At 39.5% G+C, this 14,938-nt stretch carries 13 protein-coding genes; all 13 read left to right on the top strand.

Annotated elements, in window-relative coordinates; translation table 11 throughout:
• Nucleotides 1-2: 2 nt before the first annotated feature.
• The 13 genes from AC3KZC_RS12585 to AC3KZC_RS12525 all read left to right on the top strand — a co-directional run bounded on the left by AC3KZC_RS12585 (nt 3) and on the right by AC3KZC_RS12525 (nt 14,813).
• Nucleotides 3-1,163 carry a hypothetical protein gene (locus tag AC3KZC_RS12585; protein ID WP_490578435.1) on the top strand — a complete coding sequence of 387 codons (1,161 nt, stop codon included), beginning with the start codon at nt 3-5 and terminating at the stop codon, nt 1,161-1,163.
• Nucleotides 1,164-1,165: 2 nt separating this feature from the next.
• A complete protein-coding gene (locus AC3KZC_RS12580) occupies nt 1,166-1,555 on the top strand; it encodes a hypothetical protein (protein ID WP_490578436.1) in 390 nt (129 codons plus the stop codon).
• 40 nt (nt 1,556-1,595) lie between these two features.
• Nucleotides 1,596-2,816, top strand: coding sequence for a hypothetical protein (locus AC3KZC_RS12575; RefSeq protein WP_490578437.1), 1,221 nt, complete (start codon nt 1,596-1,598; stop codon nt 2,814-2,816).
• A gap of 59 nt (nt 2,817-2,875) precedes the next feature.
• Nucleotides 2,876-3,229, top strand: a complete 354-nt coding sequence (locus AC3KZC_RS12570; protein ID WP_490578438.1) for a hypothetical protein — start codon at nt 2,876-2,878, stop codon at nt 3,227-3,229.
• A 21-nt stretch (nt 3,230-3,250) separates the two neighbouring features.
• Entirely contained in the window at nt 3,251-3,934 is a 684-nt protein-coding gene (locus tag AC3KZC_RS12565; protein ID WP_490578439.1) for a hypothetical protein, read from the top strand.
• Nucleotides 3,934-4,419, top strand: coding sequence for a hypothetical protein (locus AC3KZC_RS12560; RefSeq protein WP_490578440.1), 486 nt, complete (start codon nt 3,934-3,936; stop codon nt 4,417-4,419). Before AC3KZC_RS12565 ends, AC3KZC_RS12560 begins: the two co-directional genes overlap by 1 nt.
• Nucleotides 4,419-5,357, top strand: coding sequence for a hypothetical protein (locus AC3KZC_RS12555; protein ID WP_490578441.1), 939 nt, complete (start codon nt 4,419-4,421; stop codon nt 5,355-5,357). The genes AC3KZC_RS12560 and AC3KZC_RS12555 overlap by 1 nt, the downstream gene beginning before the upstream one ends.
• 10 nt (nt 5,358-5,367) lie before the next feature.
• Nucleotides 5,368-5,814 carry a hypothetical protein gene (locus AC3KZC_RS12550; protein WP_490578442.1) on the top strand — a complete coding sequence of 149 codons (447 nt, stop codon included), beginning with the start codon at nt 5,368-5,370 and terminating at the stop codon, nt 5,812-5,814.
• 64 nt (nt 5,815-5,878) lie between these two features.
• Nucleotides 5,879-6,694, top strand: coding sequence for a hypothetical protein (locus AC3KZC_RS12545; RefSeq protein WP_490578443.1), 816 nt, complete (start codon nt 5,879-5,881; stop codon nt 6,692-6,694).
• A gap of 83 nt (nt 6,695-6,777) precedes the next feature.
• Nucleotides 6,778-7,140 (top strand): hypothetical protein, encoded by a 363-nt coding sequence (locus AC3KZC_RS12540; protein WP_490578444.1) that lies wholly within the window; start codon nt 6,778-6,780, stop codon nt 7,138-7,140.
• Between the two features lie 149 nt (nt 7,141-7,289).
• The gene (locus AC3KZC_RS12535) at nt 7,290-7,439 is read left to right on the top strand and encodes a hypothetical protein (protein ID WP_490578445.1); all 150 of its coding nucleotides are present in this window, start codon (nt 7,290-7,292) and stop codon (nt 7,437-7,439) included.
• Nucleotides 7,440-7,455: 16 nt separating this feature from the next.
• Nucleotides 7,456-14,427, top strand: coding sequence for a phage tail tape measure protein (locus AC3KZC_RS12530; protein ID WP_490578446.1), 6,972 nt, complete (start codon nt 7,456-7,458; stop codon nt 14,425-14,427).
• Entirely contained in the window at nt 14,427-14,813 is a 387-nt protein-coding gene (locus AC3KZC_RS12525; RefSeq protein WP_490578447.1) for a hypothetical protein, read from the top strand. The genes AC3KZC_RS12530 and AC3KZC_RS12525 overlap by 1 nt, the downstream gene beginning before the upstream one ends.
• Nucleotides 14,814-14,938: the final 125 nt, after the last annotated feature.

Genomic DNA, 14,938 nt, shown 5'->3' with positions numbered 1-14,938 from the left:
TGATGGCTAAACGCATAAGTATCACCGAGCGTATCCGTGAAAAGCTCATTAGGGCTGCGGGTGACGATATAGACGAGTCTAAAATTGCCGTATTTGAAGCAGTATCCGCAAGTACGCGCCCAGTGGATCAGAAAAGGTCTAGCTATCATGGCGCACGTCTAACAGAAAACTTCCTTCGCCAAATGGCGAGTAAATTACCTGATTCACAAGTAACACTTCAAATTATGCACAACAACAATGTCTTACCAGTAGGCAAAGTTTTTGATGCTGAGGTGTTTTCTGCAGAAGAGGGGCATTACGAATTAAATTCCCTTTTTTACCTTCAAGAAAGTTCCCCGTATGTTGAGCAAATCGAGTTAGCCATTATTGACGAAGTTTCCATTGGAGCCCTACCTAAACATGCTTTTTGTAGTGAATGTGGTTTTGATTTTATCGAAAACCCTGAAGCAATGTATTGGGGTGAATGTGAGAACGGCCACATTATTGGCGAAGAAGGTGTTCACTTACGAGTTACCGAATTAGAAAAGTGGAATGAGCTTTCACTCGTTAATCGGGGTGCCTCAAGCAAGGCCAAAATTCTAGGTTCAACAAAACAACGTATTGGTGCGACAGAATACACGCGCTTATCTGCTTCAGGAGCTCAACCTGAAGCTTTATATTTATTCACCTCGGCAACTTTGCCAGTAAAACAAAAGGAAAACGATATGTCCCAAGAACAGCTAATTCAGTTGTCGGCTGACAAAGGTCGCTTAGAAAGCAATGTAGAACATTTAAAAACAAAACTTGAACTCTCAGATCAAAAAATTACGGGTTTCGAAGAAAAAATCCAGACGCTAAAAACCGAAAATGAGCAGTTGAAGTTGGCTAATTTGGACTCCAAAGTACCTGAACTTGAATTAAGTCTTACTGCTGAAAAAGAAAAGACAAACAAGTTGTTGGGCGTTCTTACTGAGCAATACAAATTAGCTTGTGCGGCCTCGGGCGCTGAAATTAAAGATCAGCCTACGGCTGAAGAAATGGTTACAGCAATTGATGTTGCACAAATCAAACTAGCCGCAATTCCTCGTGGCCAGCAAACCCGTGGTTCGGATGACACTGAGATTGAACTATCACAGTTAAACCAGAACCAGAACCAGCACTTTGTAACACCTGAAAGGAAATAAAAATGTTTCAACTTACGACACATCAAGGTATTCGTGTAGAAGATGGTAATGCCACATATTACACCAACGCTTCAATTACTGGCTTTGTTAATGTTGGTATGCCCGTTTCTCTGGATGCCTCACAAAACTTAACAATTGGTTTGGCCGCTGATGGTGCACAAATATTAGGTGCGCTTGAATCTTTTGAAAACCGTTCACAAGAAGGTTATAACGTAGGTGCAGTAGCACCATTACTTTATACTCGATTTGAGTATGACGGTGTTGCACCAAAAATTGGTGAATGGGTTGTTGGCGCTGGTGCTGGTAAGGTCAAAGCCTCAGCCTCCTTTGGACGCTGTATGGTCGAAGGTATTGATACAGCCAATAAAACAGTTCAAGTTACTTTTCTATAATTAAAAAGTAGCAAATTAAAATTTAATAGGATTGACGATTATGAGTGCAACAGCACGTCTTACAGATTTAAAAAGAAAGCCTTTAGAGCTAGTACTGTCAGGTATTGATGCTAAAGAACCTTCAGTATCACAATTAGCCGGTGAGCGTTTATGCCGCGAAGCAAAAGACTATGGTCTAAGTCTTCGTGATTATCTAACCCTAGCAGTTGACGTGCCAAACTCAACGGTGGAAATTAACGGTAAATTAACCAACGCCTTTTCATTAGGTGAAGGTAAATTTATGAATGGTTATGATGCCTCTTTGAAACATCTTAACATCCCATTCAAAAATGATTTTAAATCGGGTGTTTTATTACAAGCAGCCAACGACACATTCCAGTATAAACCTGGTTCTAAAGCGTTTTTCCCTGAAGTAGTCGATGACATGCTTCAGTGGACATCAAAGCAAGATGAATTTGAGACAACTGCAGGTTTAGTTGCTCAAAGCCGCACGGTTAATGGCACTCAGCTAATTACCCGAGCAATTCTGTCTGATAAAGAAGAAGAGCGCCATCAAAGTGTGATTGCTGAAATGGCAAACATTCCAGTTCAAACCTTAACGGACACGGAACATTCTGTAAAATTCTTCAAATTCGGTTCGGCTATTCGTACAACCTATGAATTTAGCCGTCGTGTAACCTTAGATTACCTTCTTCCTTATGCTCGTCGAGTCGAGCGTCAAAAAGAAATCGATAAAGTTCGGGTTGCAACGAGCATGTTGATTAACGGTGATGCGGTTCATTCTCCGGCTAAAGCCATAACATTAGGTTCTTTTGGTGGTGATTTCAGTGGCACAAAGACATTGCAACACAACTACAAAGCCTTTGTTAAATTTTTAATTCGCTGTGCGCGTGATGGTGTTCGTGTTGATACGGTTGTTGGTAATCTGGATATGTACTGTGAACTACTATTCATGTTTACACCTACGGCTGTTAATAAGTCCGAAGCCGAGCATCTTCAGATGTTTGGTACTCCGAAAATCCAGCTAACACTAGATGTACTTCAAGGTGCTAAGTTTGAGTTATCAAGCACGATGCCTATGGGTAAGCTTTTGGTTTACACCAAGTTCGATACTCTTGAAGAGCTAAATGAAGCGGGGTCTCAAATTAACGAATCTGAGCAAGCTATCCGTAACCAAACAATCACTTACGTTAAGACCATTAACCATGGTTATCGTCTGATTTACGGTGATACTCGTTACATTCTTGACTGTACTCAGTAAGTTTAATCTATGGGGGGTTCGAACCCCCTATTTCAGAGCAATATAAAATAGGTCTTATTATGAAAAAATTAGTGGTGACAACGATGGCCGTCTTTTTATTAGACCCAAATAATCAAGTAGTTGAGGCATTTCGCCCAACGTTAGTTACAAGCACACCTTTTATTCAACAAGCAATGATGCAAGGTAAGATTAAGCTTGCAACAGATCAGGAAATTAAACCTACAGCAACGGATGATGATTTCAAAAAACATTATTATGCTGCCCTACAAGAAAGTAAAGGTTCGGACTCATTGCGCCAAGAAATTGCGATTAAAACGTTTTTAGAAGAATTTGGTTTAAAAACTGAAGCGTTAGAGACAGATTTATCAACTGAAGAAAAACCAGAAGAAAAATCTAAAAGTAAAAAAGCTTAAAGTAGATAAGGCCACAGCACAATGAACGTTCATAAAATAACCGTGGGTGAAGATTTTAAGCTTAGGCCTATTTTCCAGAATACGTACGATGAATTTTCTCCTGAATCGGGGGATATTAATTACGTTGTCCGTAATCCATTGGGTGAGATAATTAACAACGGTACTGTGGCCTTCAACGAAGACGTGTTAATTCCGGCATCAATTTTTACTTTGCCTGATAACAGTGTGATGGGAAATGCCTTTATAACTTTCACCTTCACAGATTACCCTCTTAGAATTAATGACCGTGTAGAGTTTTCACGGTTCATACCCTTATTGTACTCGGGTGAAGACGTGCAACGATTACTTGGTGCACAAGATACTGAGATTCAATTAAGTAGTATAAATTTACTTGAAACTTACCAAAGTTTAATTCAAGAGTTTGGGGATGTATTTTTTAAAGACCAGAACCGACTTCAATTGGAAAACAAATTAATTCTTTATCGTGCGGCCTTAGAGCTTTTACCAACCCTAGAATTAAGATTACTCCAAGAAGAAAAAGTGGACGATCATAGCGAGAAGAGGGTTAACATTAACTTTGAACTTCTAGGAAACAAATTGAGCACTGAGTACTACAGGATTGTAGGGGGCTTATTTGGCTATGAGACTTACTCTGAGCCATTAATAAGTCTTGTGGCTACCACCAACCTTATAACAGGTGTTTAATGCGCTCTAAGACGATTCTACAGTGTCAGAATAAATCTGTTTCAGTACTCATAACTAAACCCGCTAAAAGTCTTAGATTATTGGCACCCGTTCGGAGTCTGATACACGTCTCCAAGAAATATAAACTAAAGGCTGGAAGCTATCTCTATGAAAATGGGGTCGCTAAGTTTCTTATTGCTGAACATCATGAGATAACTAATTTTGATATTTTTCTAGGCCTGAAAGTAAATTGTACTGTTGCTGTTAAGCGAAGCGTTACCGAGATTCATCCGGTGACAAAGCAAAGTACCAATAGAAAAATTGTCTTAAGTGAAGAGATGCCCGCTGTTTTAGATTTAGTTAAGGACGCTGAAGACTCGGGGTTTGTTATCCGGCAAAAGGTTTATTACCTAGGTAATGAGGTAACAACCCAAGATTTTATTGATGAACAGCGGGTAAAATTAGTTACTAAACTGAGTGGTCTGTATGTGGCAGAGGTTGCTTAGTGGCCATTAAAGGAAATATATTTTCTACTTTTGGTAACATTCTAAATGTGGCGGTTGAAACTTCTCCGCAAGCGTATGTTTCCGAGCTTGAGAGAAAGTTTGAGGCTTTAGCGATTAAAAGCCTAGGGACTTTCTTTTTGATGGCGGTAAATCGAATAGACTCCCAAGACGTTTCTTTTAAAAACGATTGGGTCGGTAACTATGATATCCCCGATCTGCAACGAGATTATGAGATTAAAAAAATTAAGCTCTACAACGCTAAGGGGCCAGAATATTTTAAAGGAGCCTACGGTTTATCACCCTCACACAATAGCCGTTACAAAAAGGGGAAGCTAAAAGGTAGGGAGAAGTACCCATTTAATCAATCCTTATATTCTAAACTGTTAAATCTAAGTAAACAGAAAACGGGTGAAACCCTTTATCGTGCTTCTGGGGGAATTGGTTCCCGCCTTGGTGTTAAATCTGGTGTGGACACATCCCGAGGTCAAATAATTGATGGTAAACCTATGAAAAGGGGTGTACGAGGTGGTTTCGTTAAGGCTAAATGGCAAGATATTGTTTCTGAAAAAATGGTTTCTGAAGCTAAGAAATATAACGGTAATATTACAGCGGGTTATCTAAGGTCTAAAAACGAGAACAAAATGGTTCGGCCTGATGGGCGAGTTATTTCTATTCAGAGAGCCATTGCAGAGGGTGTCTTCACTTTTAATGTTAAGGGCTCCTTTTTTGCTAAGATAATCGAAAAAGACCAAGGATTTTTACACTTTTTAATTAACCACACTAAATTTCTTAACTTAACAAATCCAAGTGGTGGAAGGAACACGACCTCACTACATTCAATGTTACGTGGTATGGCCTCTGAAGGTAGAGAGTTAATTGACCCTGTTTTTGGTGAACTTTTAGAAAAGCTTGAAAAAGACTTCCTTAAAATTATTTAGGTAATATTGAATGAAGAATTTACTACAGCACACCCACACGTCGATATTAAGAATGTTATCGGATTTATCCGTTGAGTTAAGTTCTGAAATTGGTCAAACTTTTACGGTGGTCAATTTTGACTCCGTTACGGATGAAGTGGATTTGCCCCCAGGTCATGTTATAGGCCTAGAAGATTTTAGCTATACTGAGAACGATGACCCTGTGTCCATGACTTCGTTTCAATTAGTTGTTGCAACTGAAAATGATGCTAACAATATGACTTTGATTCAAAGCTTAAGTTTTTTAGTAGATAAAACAAAGGCTCTCAAGGCTTTTAACTTGCTAGATACAAATACAGGTGAAACAATTGGTTCTTTGCTATGTATTGGCCCAAGGCGTGTTCCACCAAAGTTTTCTGGTGAAACAAAGACTTTCCAAGGGATATTGATTAACATGGGGGTGCAACCAGATTTTTAGTGTTTGTAAAAGATGTTTTAAAATAACTTTGCTTAGGCAAATAAAAATATAAGGATTGGCGAAAATGTCAGAATCGAAGACCTCAAATTTCATGTTGGCCGTAGCAACGGTCATGCTTGGCCCACGCGCTAAACTCTACGAACTGAATCCGATTGAACATTCAATTGGATTAGTAAAAAACTTCAGCCTAAACAATGAAGAAAGCTCAACGGAATTAACTTCGGGTATTATGAATGACCTAGAGTTTTCTGTTGTAACGCAATCTGATACCCGAGCTTCAATGGAAGTCTACGAATACACAGCCCAGAACATTAGCTATGCTATGGGTCTAGCGGGTTATGATATTGAAGAAGTATCAGGAGATCCGTTTGCAGTATCTCAGGTTGGTGTTAATAACAGTGACAAGACGCACAACCTGACATTAACCAAAGGCGCGACACCTCAACCTTTAGCTGTTAATGATATGGTTTCTATTCGATTCCCTGATGACGACCGTCTTTTACTAGCAAAAGTTGTTGATGCTTCAGCATTAGACAGCACGGGCGTAGTCATTGTTCAAGCAGACATCAATGCGTCTATTATTCCTTCGGGCTCCGTTGTTCAGCGTGTAACAGTTGTTGATTTAGGTGCGGGTAAAGAAAAAGTTGAACTTGCGGCCAAAATCCAAGGCCAGTTAGCTGATGGCACATGGATTCAGTTATTACTTCCAAAAGTAAAAATGAGTTCAAGTTTCTCGGCAGCGTTCTCAGCAGAGAACTACGGCAACATGCCTTTTGAATTAAAAGGTTATAAAGTCAAGCGCGGTGAACCATTCTATGCCGACTTTAAAGGTACAAAAGGTAAGTTAGCAAAAGATGCTGTGGCTTCTAGCCGAGTTTAATTAAATCTCCGAGTGACCAAAGCCCCGTATTTTATATGGGGCTTTTTTGTCTGCTTGGAAGCAAAAATATTAGGATTGATAATATGTCACAAGAAAATAACACGCCAAATGAAAGACTTTTAATTGAAATTGGTGGTGAAGAAAAAGTAGTTTTTATGAGCTTCGGCTTAGTTAACTCTTTAGTCGTGCCAATGGAAAGTGTTGATCACCTACACCTTTTGGATAGCGATCCGGATTTACGTAATTTTGTTTTAACACTCTGCCTATCACCAAGGGATGAAAAAGGTAAGATACTCCATGAGTACCCGCTATTCAATTTATCCTACGCCCAAGGAGAAGAAATCTTATCTTGGGTTCGGGAACACATAACCGATTTTTTTATCACACGTCTGGTCAACAAACTTCAGATTCAGAAGAAAGTGAATCAGGCAATAGCTCAACCCTAACCATTTATAAATCTTGGTATGAAGAATTAACTTTTCAAGAACAAATTTGTTGGGCTTTTAAAGTTTTACCAAGTGAAATGAATGAACTCTATTGGCGGTATAGCTTTTCGGATTTTCGTTTCAAACTAAAGATTAGTGTTAGTGAGAAAATGGCCGAATTCTCTCAGCATTTTGAAAACCTAAGCATAGTTGTTAGTCGTGCTTTAGGTGGTGGTTCCAAAGAAGATAATAAAAATACTATTAAACCAACAGAAAATTGGAATGAAGCCTTAGCGGCCTGTTCAAATATCTTTGGCTAAAAATTAAGGATTGGCGATGAATCAGAATAATGGCGTAGAAATTGATATTAAATTTTCACAAGATACTCAGCAGAGTATCGACCTCACAACGCAAAGGCTCCGCATTTTGCATGGTACTATCGAGGGGATTCAAAAAGGTTTAGAAGAAACCCAAAAGGGTATTGAACAACTTGGTAAACAAAAAGGTGGTAAGCAGACGGATGTATACCAGCAAAAAATTACCGAAATGGATAATTATTATAAGCTCTTAAAAATTGAATCCGGCAAATTAAATGCTGAAAAAGTTCAATTACGTCAGGCTTTAAATAAAGAAGCTCAGAACCTAAAAGTAACAAATAACACAAGGGAATTTGAGCATAAACTCAAGACCCTTGTTGACTCAACAATGAAGGGTGTCTTTGACTCAACGGTCAACATTACTCGACATCAAGCTCAAGCAGCCAAGGCTTTCAATAATAAGATTAAAGCCGAGCAAAACGCTGAAATAAGACTAATTGAAAAAGATCGCCTTGAACGGGCTAAGAGCGCCCAAAATTTAAGATTAGCCTCTTTAAATTCAGACAGAGATCAACTCAACACCATTCGACAAATTAAGGATGAAGAGTTAAGGGCGCTTAATAATCGAAGTAAGCGATTAAGAGCGGAAACTCAAAGCATTGGTAATTACCAAAGTGCGAACTCGTATCAATCATTATCGCAGAAATTAACGGATGAAATTAAGCGTCGAAAAAATCCCGAGTTAGAAACACGTAACAAGTTAATTAAAGACTTGTCGGCTAACGGTGGCAACCTATCTCAATTTATCAAAAGCTCTAAATCTTCGACAATCAATCAGGCCTATTTAGACTCGAAAAAAGCAGCCTCAGAATTCAGTAAAAAGCAAGATACCGCTAATGCTGAAAAAATGGCGCACCTTGCGTCTAAATTAAAACAAGCCTTAGAGCGTTTAGATCCGAAAATTACGAGGCTACATGCCACGGCTAGGGATTTAAAAGTTAATCCTGAAGCAATCTCTAAACTAAATAATAAGAGCTTAGAATCGCTTTCAGAGCTTCAGCAGTCGATGTTAAAAGAAGCTAAAAAGCAATTTAGATATGGCCGGCAAAATACAGGACAACTTTTATCTGATGGCGCAACCCAATTGAAGGGGTTAATTAGTGATAGGCAATCCCCCCATCTAAAGTTAAGAGCTAAAGAGCTTTCAGATCTTGCTGAGAGTAAAACCAATTTACAAGGCTATAATTTATCAGGTTTAAACAGCTTAAAAGCCGATGCAATAAGAACACAGAAAGAATTAGCTAAAAAAAATTCTCAGGATCCTCTTGCAGAAGCAATGCGAAAGCTAGCCTCTACCATTCAGAAACAAATTGACTCACTGACACCAGAAACGGTAAAGAAAAATGCCCAGAAGGAAAAGGCTGAGAGAAAGCGTTTAGACCGAGAGTCAAGGGAAGCGGCCTTAAAAGAACTCAGGGATAAGGAGTCACTTAAAGCTTCATCATTGCTTAATTCAAGTCAGCAAACAAAGCAAATACGTTCACTTGATAATGGTGAACTACGGGCATTAAACGCCAGAAGTAAGCAGCTTTCAAAAGAGAAACAAGACTTAGGTAATTATTCACAGTCCCAAGAATATTTAAAGCTTCAGGGAAAACTCACGTCAGAAATAAAAAGGCGTAATGCTCCCGAACTCGATGCTCGAAATCGGCTTATAAGTAATTTATCTTCGGGCCAAGGTCTGACGGATTTTTTAAAGTTCTCTAAACCGATTGAAATTAATCAGGCTTACAAGGATGCAAAAAAATCGGCTGCGGAGTTTAGTAAAAAGCAAGACACTGTTAATGCTGAAAAAATGGCTGCGTTGTCCTCGAAGCTAAAGTCTGCCTTGGATGCCCTAGATCCAAAAATCAGCCGTCTATACGAAACCGCTAGAAACGTTGTTTCTAACCCAAAAGCAATAAAAAAATTAACTAACCAGAGTATTGAGTCGCTTTCTGAGCTTCAGCAATCGATGATAACTGAGGCTAAGAAGCAATTTAAGTCTGGGAACAATCGTGGTGGTGACTTATTAACGGGTGGAGCCAAGGAATTAAGGGCCATAATTGAGGATAAAGACTCCCCGCAGATTAAGGCCCGATTTAAGATGTTAAAGGACTTGGCACTCAACAAGACATCTTTATCTGACGGTGGGTTTACAAATGCGGGTTTAGTAAGTCTCCGTGGCGAGGCTCTTAAGTATCAGCGTCAGTTATCGGGTAAAGATGCCAACGACCCTCTTGCTGAAGCCATGCGGAAATTAGCGGTGACCATTCAGAAGCAAATTGACAGTACTAAGCCACCCTCAGAACCAAGACCAATATCGCCTCGTTCAGAAATTACCCGCCATGAGGATAGCTTAATTAGAAGTGCGGCTCAAAAGCGTTATAGCGATAAAATTTATTCTAAGGGCGCTTTATCGGGTTTTGATAATGCAGGTGTAGAAACTCAAAAGTCGATACTGGTTGATACCAAGCGTTTTCAGATAGCTCAACAACTACGTTATATCCGTAGCCTAGAGCGAAATGACACTAAAGAAATTGTAAGTGAAGAAAAAAGAGCCTTGGATCTAGTTAATGCCCGACTAAAAAGCCAAGAGAAAATTGTTAAACAGCGACAAGCAGAAGTTGAGGCCGCAGCAAAAGCAAAATCAATCAACATAGAAGACCTTCGGTTTGCCGCCAAGAAGGACATTGTAAAAACTCGTATTCGTCGTGAAACGGATAATGGGGCTGAAATGTTTCGTAACCAAGGTATCTTGTTGCGTAACTATGCCGTAATGGGTGCTGGTGTTGGTGGTGTCCATTCAGTTGGTTCATTTGCGGTTGATTTAGACCGTTCTTTAAAGCAACTACAATCGATATTAAATTTAACAAATAATGAAATGCAGGATTTAGAATCCAATCTGATAAAAGTCTCAGAAAAAACTAAATTTACAGCCGTAGAAGTAACGGATGCGGCAATCATTCTAGGACAATCTGGTTTAAGTAAAGACCAGATTTCCGATACTGTAGAGGGTATCACGCTCTTTGCGACGGCCATTGGTACGGATTTAAAGTCAGCCGTAGATTTGGCAACATCTACCCTTGGGGTATTCAACATTGAATCAGCAAGGATGCCCGAAGTTGTTGATAAACTAACGACGTCAGTTAACAACTCTAAATTGAATTTAGAGAAATTAACTCTTGGTATTCAGTATGCGGGTAATATCGCGGCACAAAGTAACGTTTCATTTGAAGAAACAGTGGCCACATTGGGTGCAATGGCAAACTCGGGTATTAAGTCTGGGTCTACGCTTGGTACAGGTTTACGTCAGATCTTAATAACGCTTCAAAGTCCTTCGGATAAGTTTAGAGCTAAAATCAAGTCTCTTAGTTTAGATATGGAGCAATTGGATTTAAAAACCCACGGCTTAATTGATGTTATGAAAACGCTTTCTAATGCAGGGTTTACGGTTGCCGATGCCATGACAGTAATGGAAGTTCGTGCCGCAGCCGCCTTTGGGGCCGTGGCCAACAACTTAGATGTTGCTGAACAGCTTAGTGATGATATGGAGCGGGGGGGGGCCGCAGCAAAAGCCAACGATATTCAAATGGGGGCTTTAGCAAATCAATGGGCACGATTTGGTTCTATTGCCAAGTCTGTTTTTTATGACGCCCTAGAACCGTACTTAGAATTTTTAACTAAGGCAATAAAAAGTACGGGGGATATGTTACAAAACTTACGCGAATCGGGTTCGGCTGCAAAGATAGTTTTAGGTGCTTTTACGGCTTTTGGGGCCATTAAAATTGGTGGTAGTTTACTCAGTTTAGCAACTATGTTGTTTAATAGTCCTGTTACGAAGTTATTGGCAGGTGCAGGAGCAGCCGGTGCAGGAGCAGCCGGAGCAGCCGGAGCAGCCGGAGCGGCAAGATTGATCCCCGCTTTATTTGGTGGCCCTATTGCTTGGGGTTTAGCCGCTGCAACAACCGCTGGTGTCTATGGTATTCAATCAATATCCAATGATGACAAGTACAATGATCCATTAGATAAGGCGAGTGCGGCTGTAAATAACAATCAAGCGGATTTGGTTAAATACAACGAGTGGTTAAAAACACTCTCAAAATCCGTAGATAACTTACATCTTAAACAGCTTGAATTTAAAAATGGTGATGGTGGAGCGGATTCGTTAACCAAGTATATTCATAAGTTAAATAATGAACTAAAGGGCATGGGTTTTTATCTTGATGCTAATACCGCCTCTTTTGAGGATGTAAATGCTAAACTTGAACAGTTTAGGTTAAACATCACAAGCCTTAAAAATATTGGTCTCAACGAGTCCTCTAATTTAGTTAGTCGAGAGTTTGACGCTCAGATCAATTCATTAAAACCAAAGCTAAAAAAAGAAGAGGGTTATAGTGAGGATTTTGAGGAATTAAAACGTAACTATTTTGGGGATTCAAGTTTTTCTTCCCGAGGAAGAGTTTTGGCCAAGACTTCGGCTGAAGGAAAGCTATTTAATAGCAGAGAAGGTCTGGAACTTATTTTAAGCCAGATAAGCCCTGATTTAAACTCTAGGTCTGAGATTGTAACGGACGTATCTAACCTGAACTCAGGAAGTACGGTAACGGATATTGATTCTGTAGTTTCAAAACTATCCCAAAGGATAGCAATTTTAAGTCAAAAGGGTAATTTACCTAAAAAATTAATTGAAGAAGAGCTACAGGGTGCGGGTATATTCTCTTTAGATAATACCCGAGGCACGACCTCAGATTTTAAACTTGACGAATTAAGGTCTCAAATAGAAAGTGAAGTTTCAGAACTTAAAGACTTTTTAAGTATTGCCCAGAGCTTAAGGAAAAATGCCGCCCTTATTTCTAAAGTAAACTCAGGTGAGCCACAAGCGATTTCGAATATCTCTGACGAGATCCAGAACAAATATAAAAAGCTACTGTTGAACATGATTGTTGATTCCAATGTTAAACAGCAACAATTAAGAACGGACAATAAAGATAATCCTGTAGAGTTATACAATCAATCTTTAACCAATAAAGAAGAAACTCAAACCAGAGTTGACACCATTTTAGAAAGCGCAAAATCCGAGGCTAAAAAACTTTTAGCGGAGGCATTAGGTGATAATTTTTCAATGGAAAAACTCAATGATGTTTTGACATCTTCACAGATAACCCAAACGGCCGCAACGGTATTATCCGACAATAATTCGTTTGCTGAAGAGCAGAGATTACCCGCTCAGAAGTCTTATTTTATTCAATCAGAAAAAGAAAAGTATTCTTTGAATCGGGAATATAAGCTCTATGAGCAGCAGTTAAAAGATACGAATTCCTTGGATAATATGGAAAGTCTTTTAGCCAAGATGAAGACTGTTATGGATAATCTGGCCACAATCGAATATCGACGTTCTCAGTTGAAATTAGATCCAACAGATACTGCAGGACTGAGTAATATTAAATCGCAGCAGTTGGAGTCAAAAGTAATAAATGAACAGGGTTTAGATGAACTGGCAGATCAGTTAAAAGCCCGATTGGTTGCTCGAAAGCAATTTGAAGAGGGTAACTTCAAACCAAGTCAGCAATCCTTTATTTATAATAAGGAACAATCCGAGGCGGCTAAAGATTTCTTTAAAAGCTTTTTTAACCAGCTATCTGAAGAAATGGCTAAGGCCCAGACAGAGGTTGAAACCTTGGGTAATAGCTCTCGATTGAATGAATCCGAGTTCTCTCGTCGTGTTGCTCTATCCCAAGACAGTCAAGTTGGAACCGACACTCGACTTGTTCAAATTCAAGCCTCAAGGGCATTGCTGAATCAACAAGCGATTATTGATACTAAGGCTATTGAAGTTATGCAACGTGCTTTAGTGTCAGAGAATTTAAAACTCGCTAAGGCTTTAGATGATCTCACCTCCATTTTAAAAGACCCCTCGGTAACGCTCGACTTGAAAACTAGCCTCGAAGGTGTTCAGAGCAAGCTAAAAACTTCTTTGGATAAAAACAATACCGAGTTAGAAAAGTTAACCGGCAAACAGCAGGACAATAACGAAAAAATACTTAAACAGACGGAGAGCCTTGATCTTAATACTTCGGTATTGAGTCGTGAGGGTTATGCTTATCGTACACCCGAGAAGTTAAGACGAACCGCTCAGTTAAACGGTGAAAAATTTACGTCTGACAATAAACAAACAGAGGATTTCGGCCTTAATTTTTCAGGAGACAAAACCACGGAGTTTTTCAAGGTTATTTTTGAAGAATCGAATAAGGCTTATAGTGGTTTTGAGGCACTTACTGAGGCTTCTTTTGGCCTACAAGATGCTATGAAGAATATGGGTTCTTCAGCACAGCAAGCCTTTTCAGCCATCAGTAGGGGTACTCTGAGTGCGGGTGATGCCTTTAAAGGTTTTTTAAGTAGTATTTTTGAAGACCTCGAATCCATGGCTACAAAGATACTGGCCAATCAATTAATGACGCAGCTAATCAAATGGGGGACTTCATTCTTTATGGGTGATGCGGGTCAGACTATGGCGGGGGATGCTGGCGCTAGTAATGTAGGCATGAGGGTTTGGAATGGTGGCTTGGTTCAAGGTGGAAGCTTTGCCACAGGGGGTATGATTCAGACAGGGATTGAGAGCCGAGATTCAACCCTAATTAAAGCCGCCAAGGGTGAGTTTGTCTTGCGAAGTGCAGCCGTTAAAGCTTTAGGTGTTGACCGAGTACGTCAACTTAACCGCTTGGATAAATCCACGGTAAATAGTATGAGGGAGATACCAACAACCAGTGCGTTATCTTCAAATCCAAAAGATTCGGGTGATCAAGGTGATGTTAATATCTGGGTAGTCGTTGAGTCTGAAAAACAGAAGCAGTTAGGGCCACAAGATATTCTTACGGTTATACGTGAGGATGCTCTAAAAGGTGGTGAAACTAAGAAGCTTATCAAACGAATTTCTAAGGGGGACATATAATGGAAGTTTTTCCATTCACAATTCATGAGTTTCAAAGTGCTTATCCACAACGTCAAAGTAATGTTGAGTTAGGTGGGGGTTGGGTTCACACGTCTAAACCAAATACACCTCCGGCCAGAACGATTACTCTTATGTTCAAAGCCATGAGATATTATTTAAACGATCAAGGTATTGTTTCGGATTCAATGGAATTGATAACAAATCTATACGCCTTAGATTTATTTTATCAAAGGCATGAGTTGCATAAGAGCTTTCTTTACCAGCATCCGTTGTACGGGGTACTAGAAGTAAAGTTCGAGAAACCATTTACAACACCAAAATTAATTCCCAATGGGAACGGTGTAAGTGAAGGTTTTACAATAGAATTACGAGAAATACCGAAGTAAATCAGTACTAAATGTCTTGGTTTGACTATAAATGTCTTGACGCTATCACACTTTGGAACTATCCTTATTTTCGTGATATGCGTCTTCTTTGGCACATATCGTCAATCCTAATAGTTGGCCTCGGT

The organism is Pseudoalteromonas sp. J2K-J031 (assembly GCF_058197095.2).
This window is presented reverse-complemented; position numbering and strand designations above follow the sequence as displayed.

Coding starts and splice junctions, on each gene's coding strand:
- AC3KZC_RS12580 (WP_490578436.1), top strand. CDS start 1,166: ATGTTTCAACTTACGACACATCAAGGTATTCGTGTAGAAGATGGTAAT.
- AC3KZC_RS12585 (WP_490578435.1), top strand. CDS start 3: ATGGCTAAACGCATAAGTATCACCGAGCGTATCCGTGAAAAGCTCATT.
- AC3KZC_RS12565 (WP_490578439.1), top strand. CDS start 3,251: ATGAACGTTCATAAAATAACCGTGGGTGAAGATTTTAAGCTTAGGCCT.
- AC3KZC_RS12570 (WP_490578438.1), top strand. CDS start 2,876: ATGAAAAAATTAGTGGTGACAACGATGGCCGTCTTTTTATTAGACCCA.
- AC3KZC_RS12530 (WP_490578446.1), top strand. CDS start 7,456: ATGAATCAGAATAATGGCGTAGAAATTGATATTAAATTTTCACAAGAT.
- AC3KZC_RS12575 (WP_490578437.1), top strand. CDS start 1,596: ATGAGTGCAACAGCACGTCTTACAGATTTAAAAAGAAAGCCTTTAGAG.
- AC3KZC_RS12525 (WP_490578447.1), top strand. CDS start 14,427: ATGGAAGTTTTTCCATTCACAATTCATGAGTTTCAAAGTGCTTATCCA.
- AC3KZC_RS12560 (WP_490578440.1), top strand. CDS start 3,934: ATGCGCTCTAAGACGATTCTACAGTGTCAGAATAAATCTGTTTCAGTA.
- AC3KZC_RS12545 (WP_490578443.1), top strand. CDS start 5,879: ATGTCAGAATCGAAGACCTCAAATTTCATGTTGGCCGTAGCAACGGTC.
- AC3KZC_RS12540 (WP_490578444.1), top strand. CDS start 6,778: ATGTCACAAGAAAATAACACGCCAAATGAAAGACTTTTAATTGAAATT.
- AC3KZC_RS12535 (WP_490578445.1), top strand. CDS start 7,290: ATGGCCGAATTCTCTCAGCATTTTGAAAACCTAAGCATAGTTGTTAGT.
- AC3KZC_RS12550 (WP_490578442.1), top strand. CDS start 5,368: ATGAAGAATTTACTACAGCACACCCACACGTCGATATTAAGAATGTTA.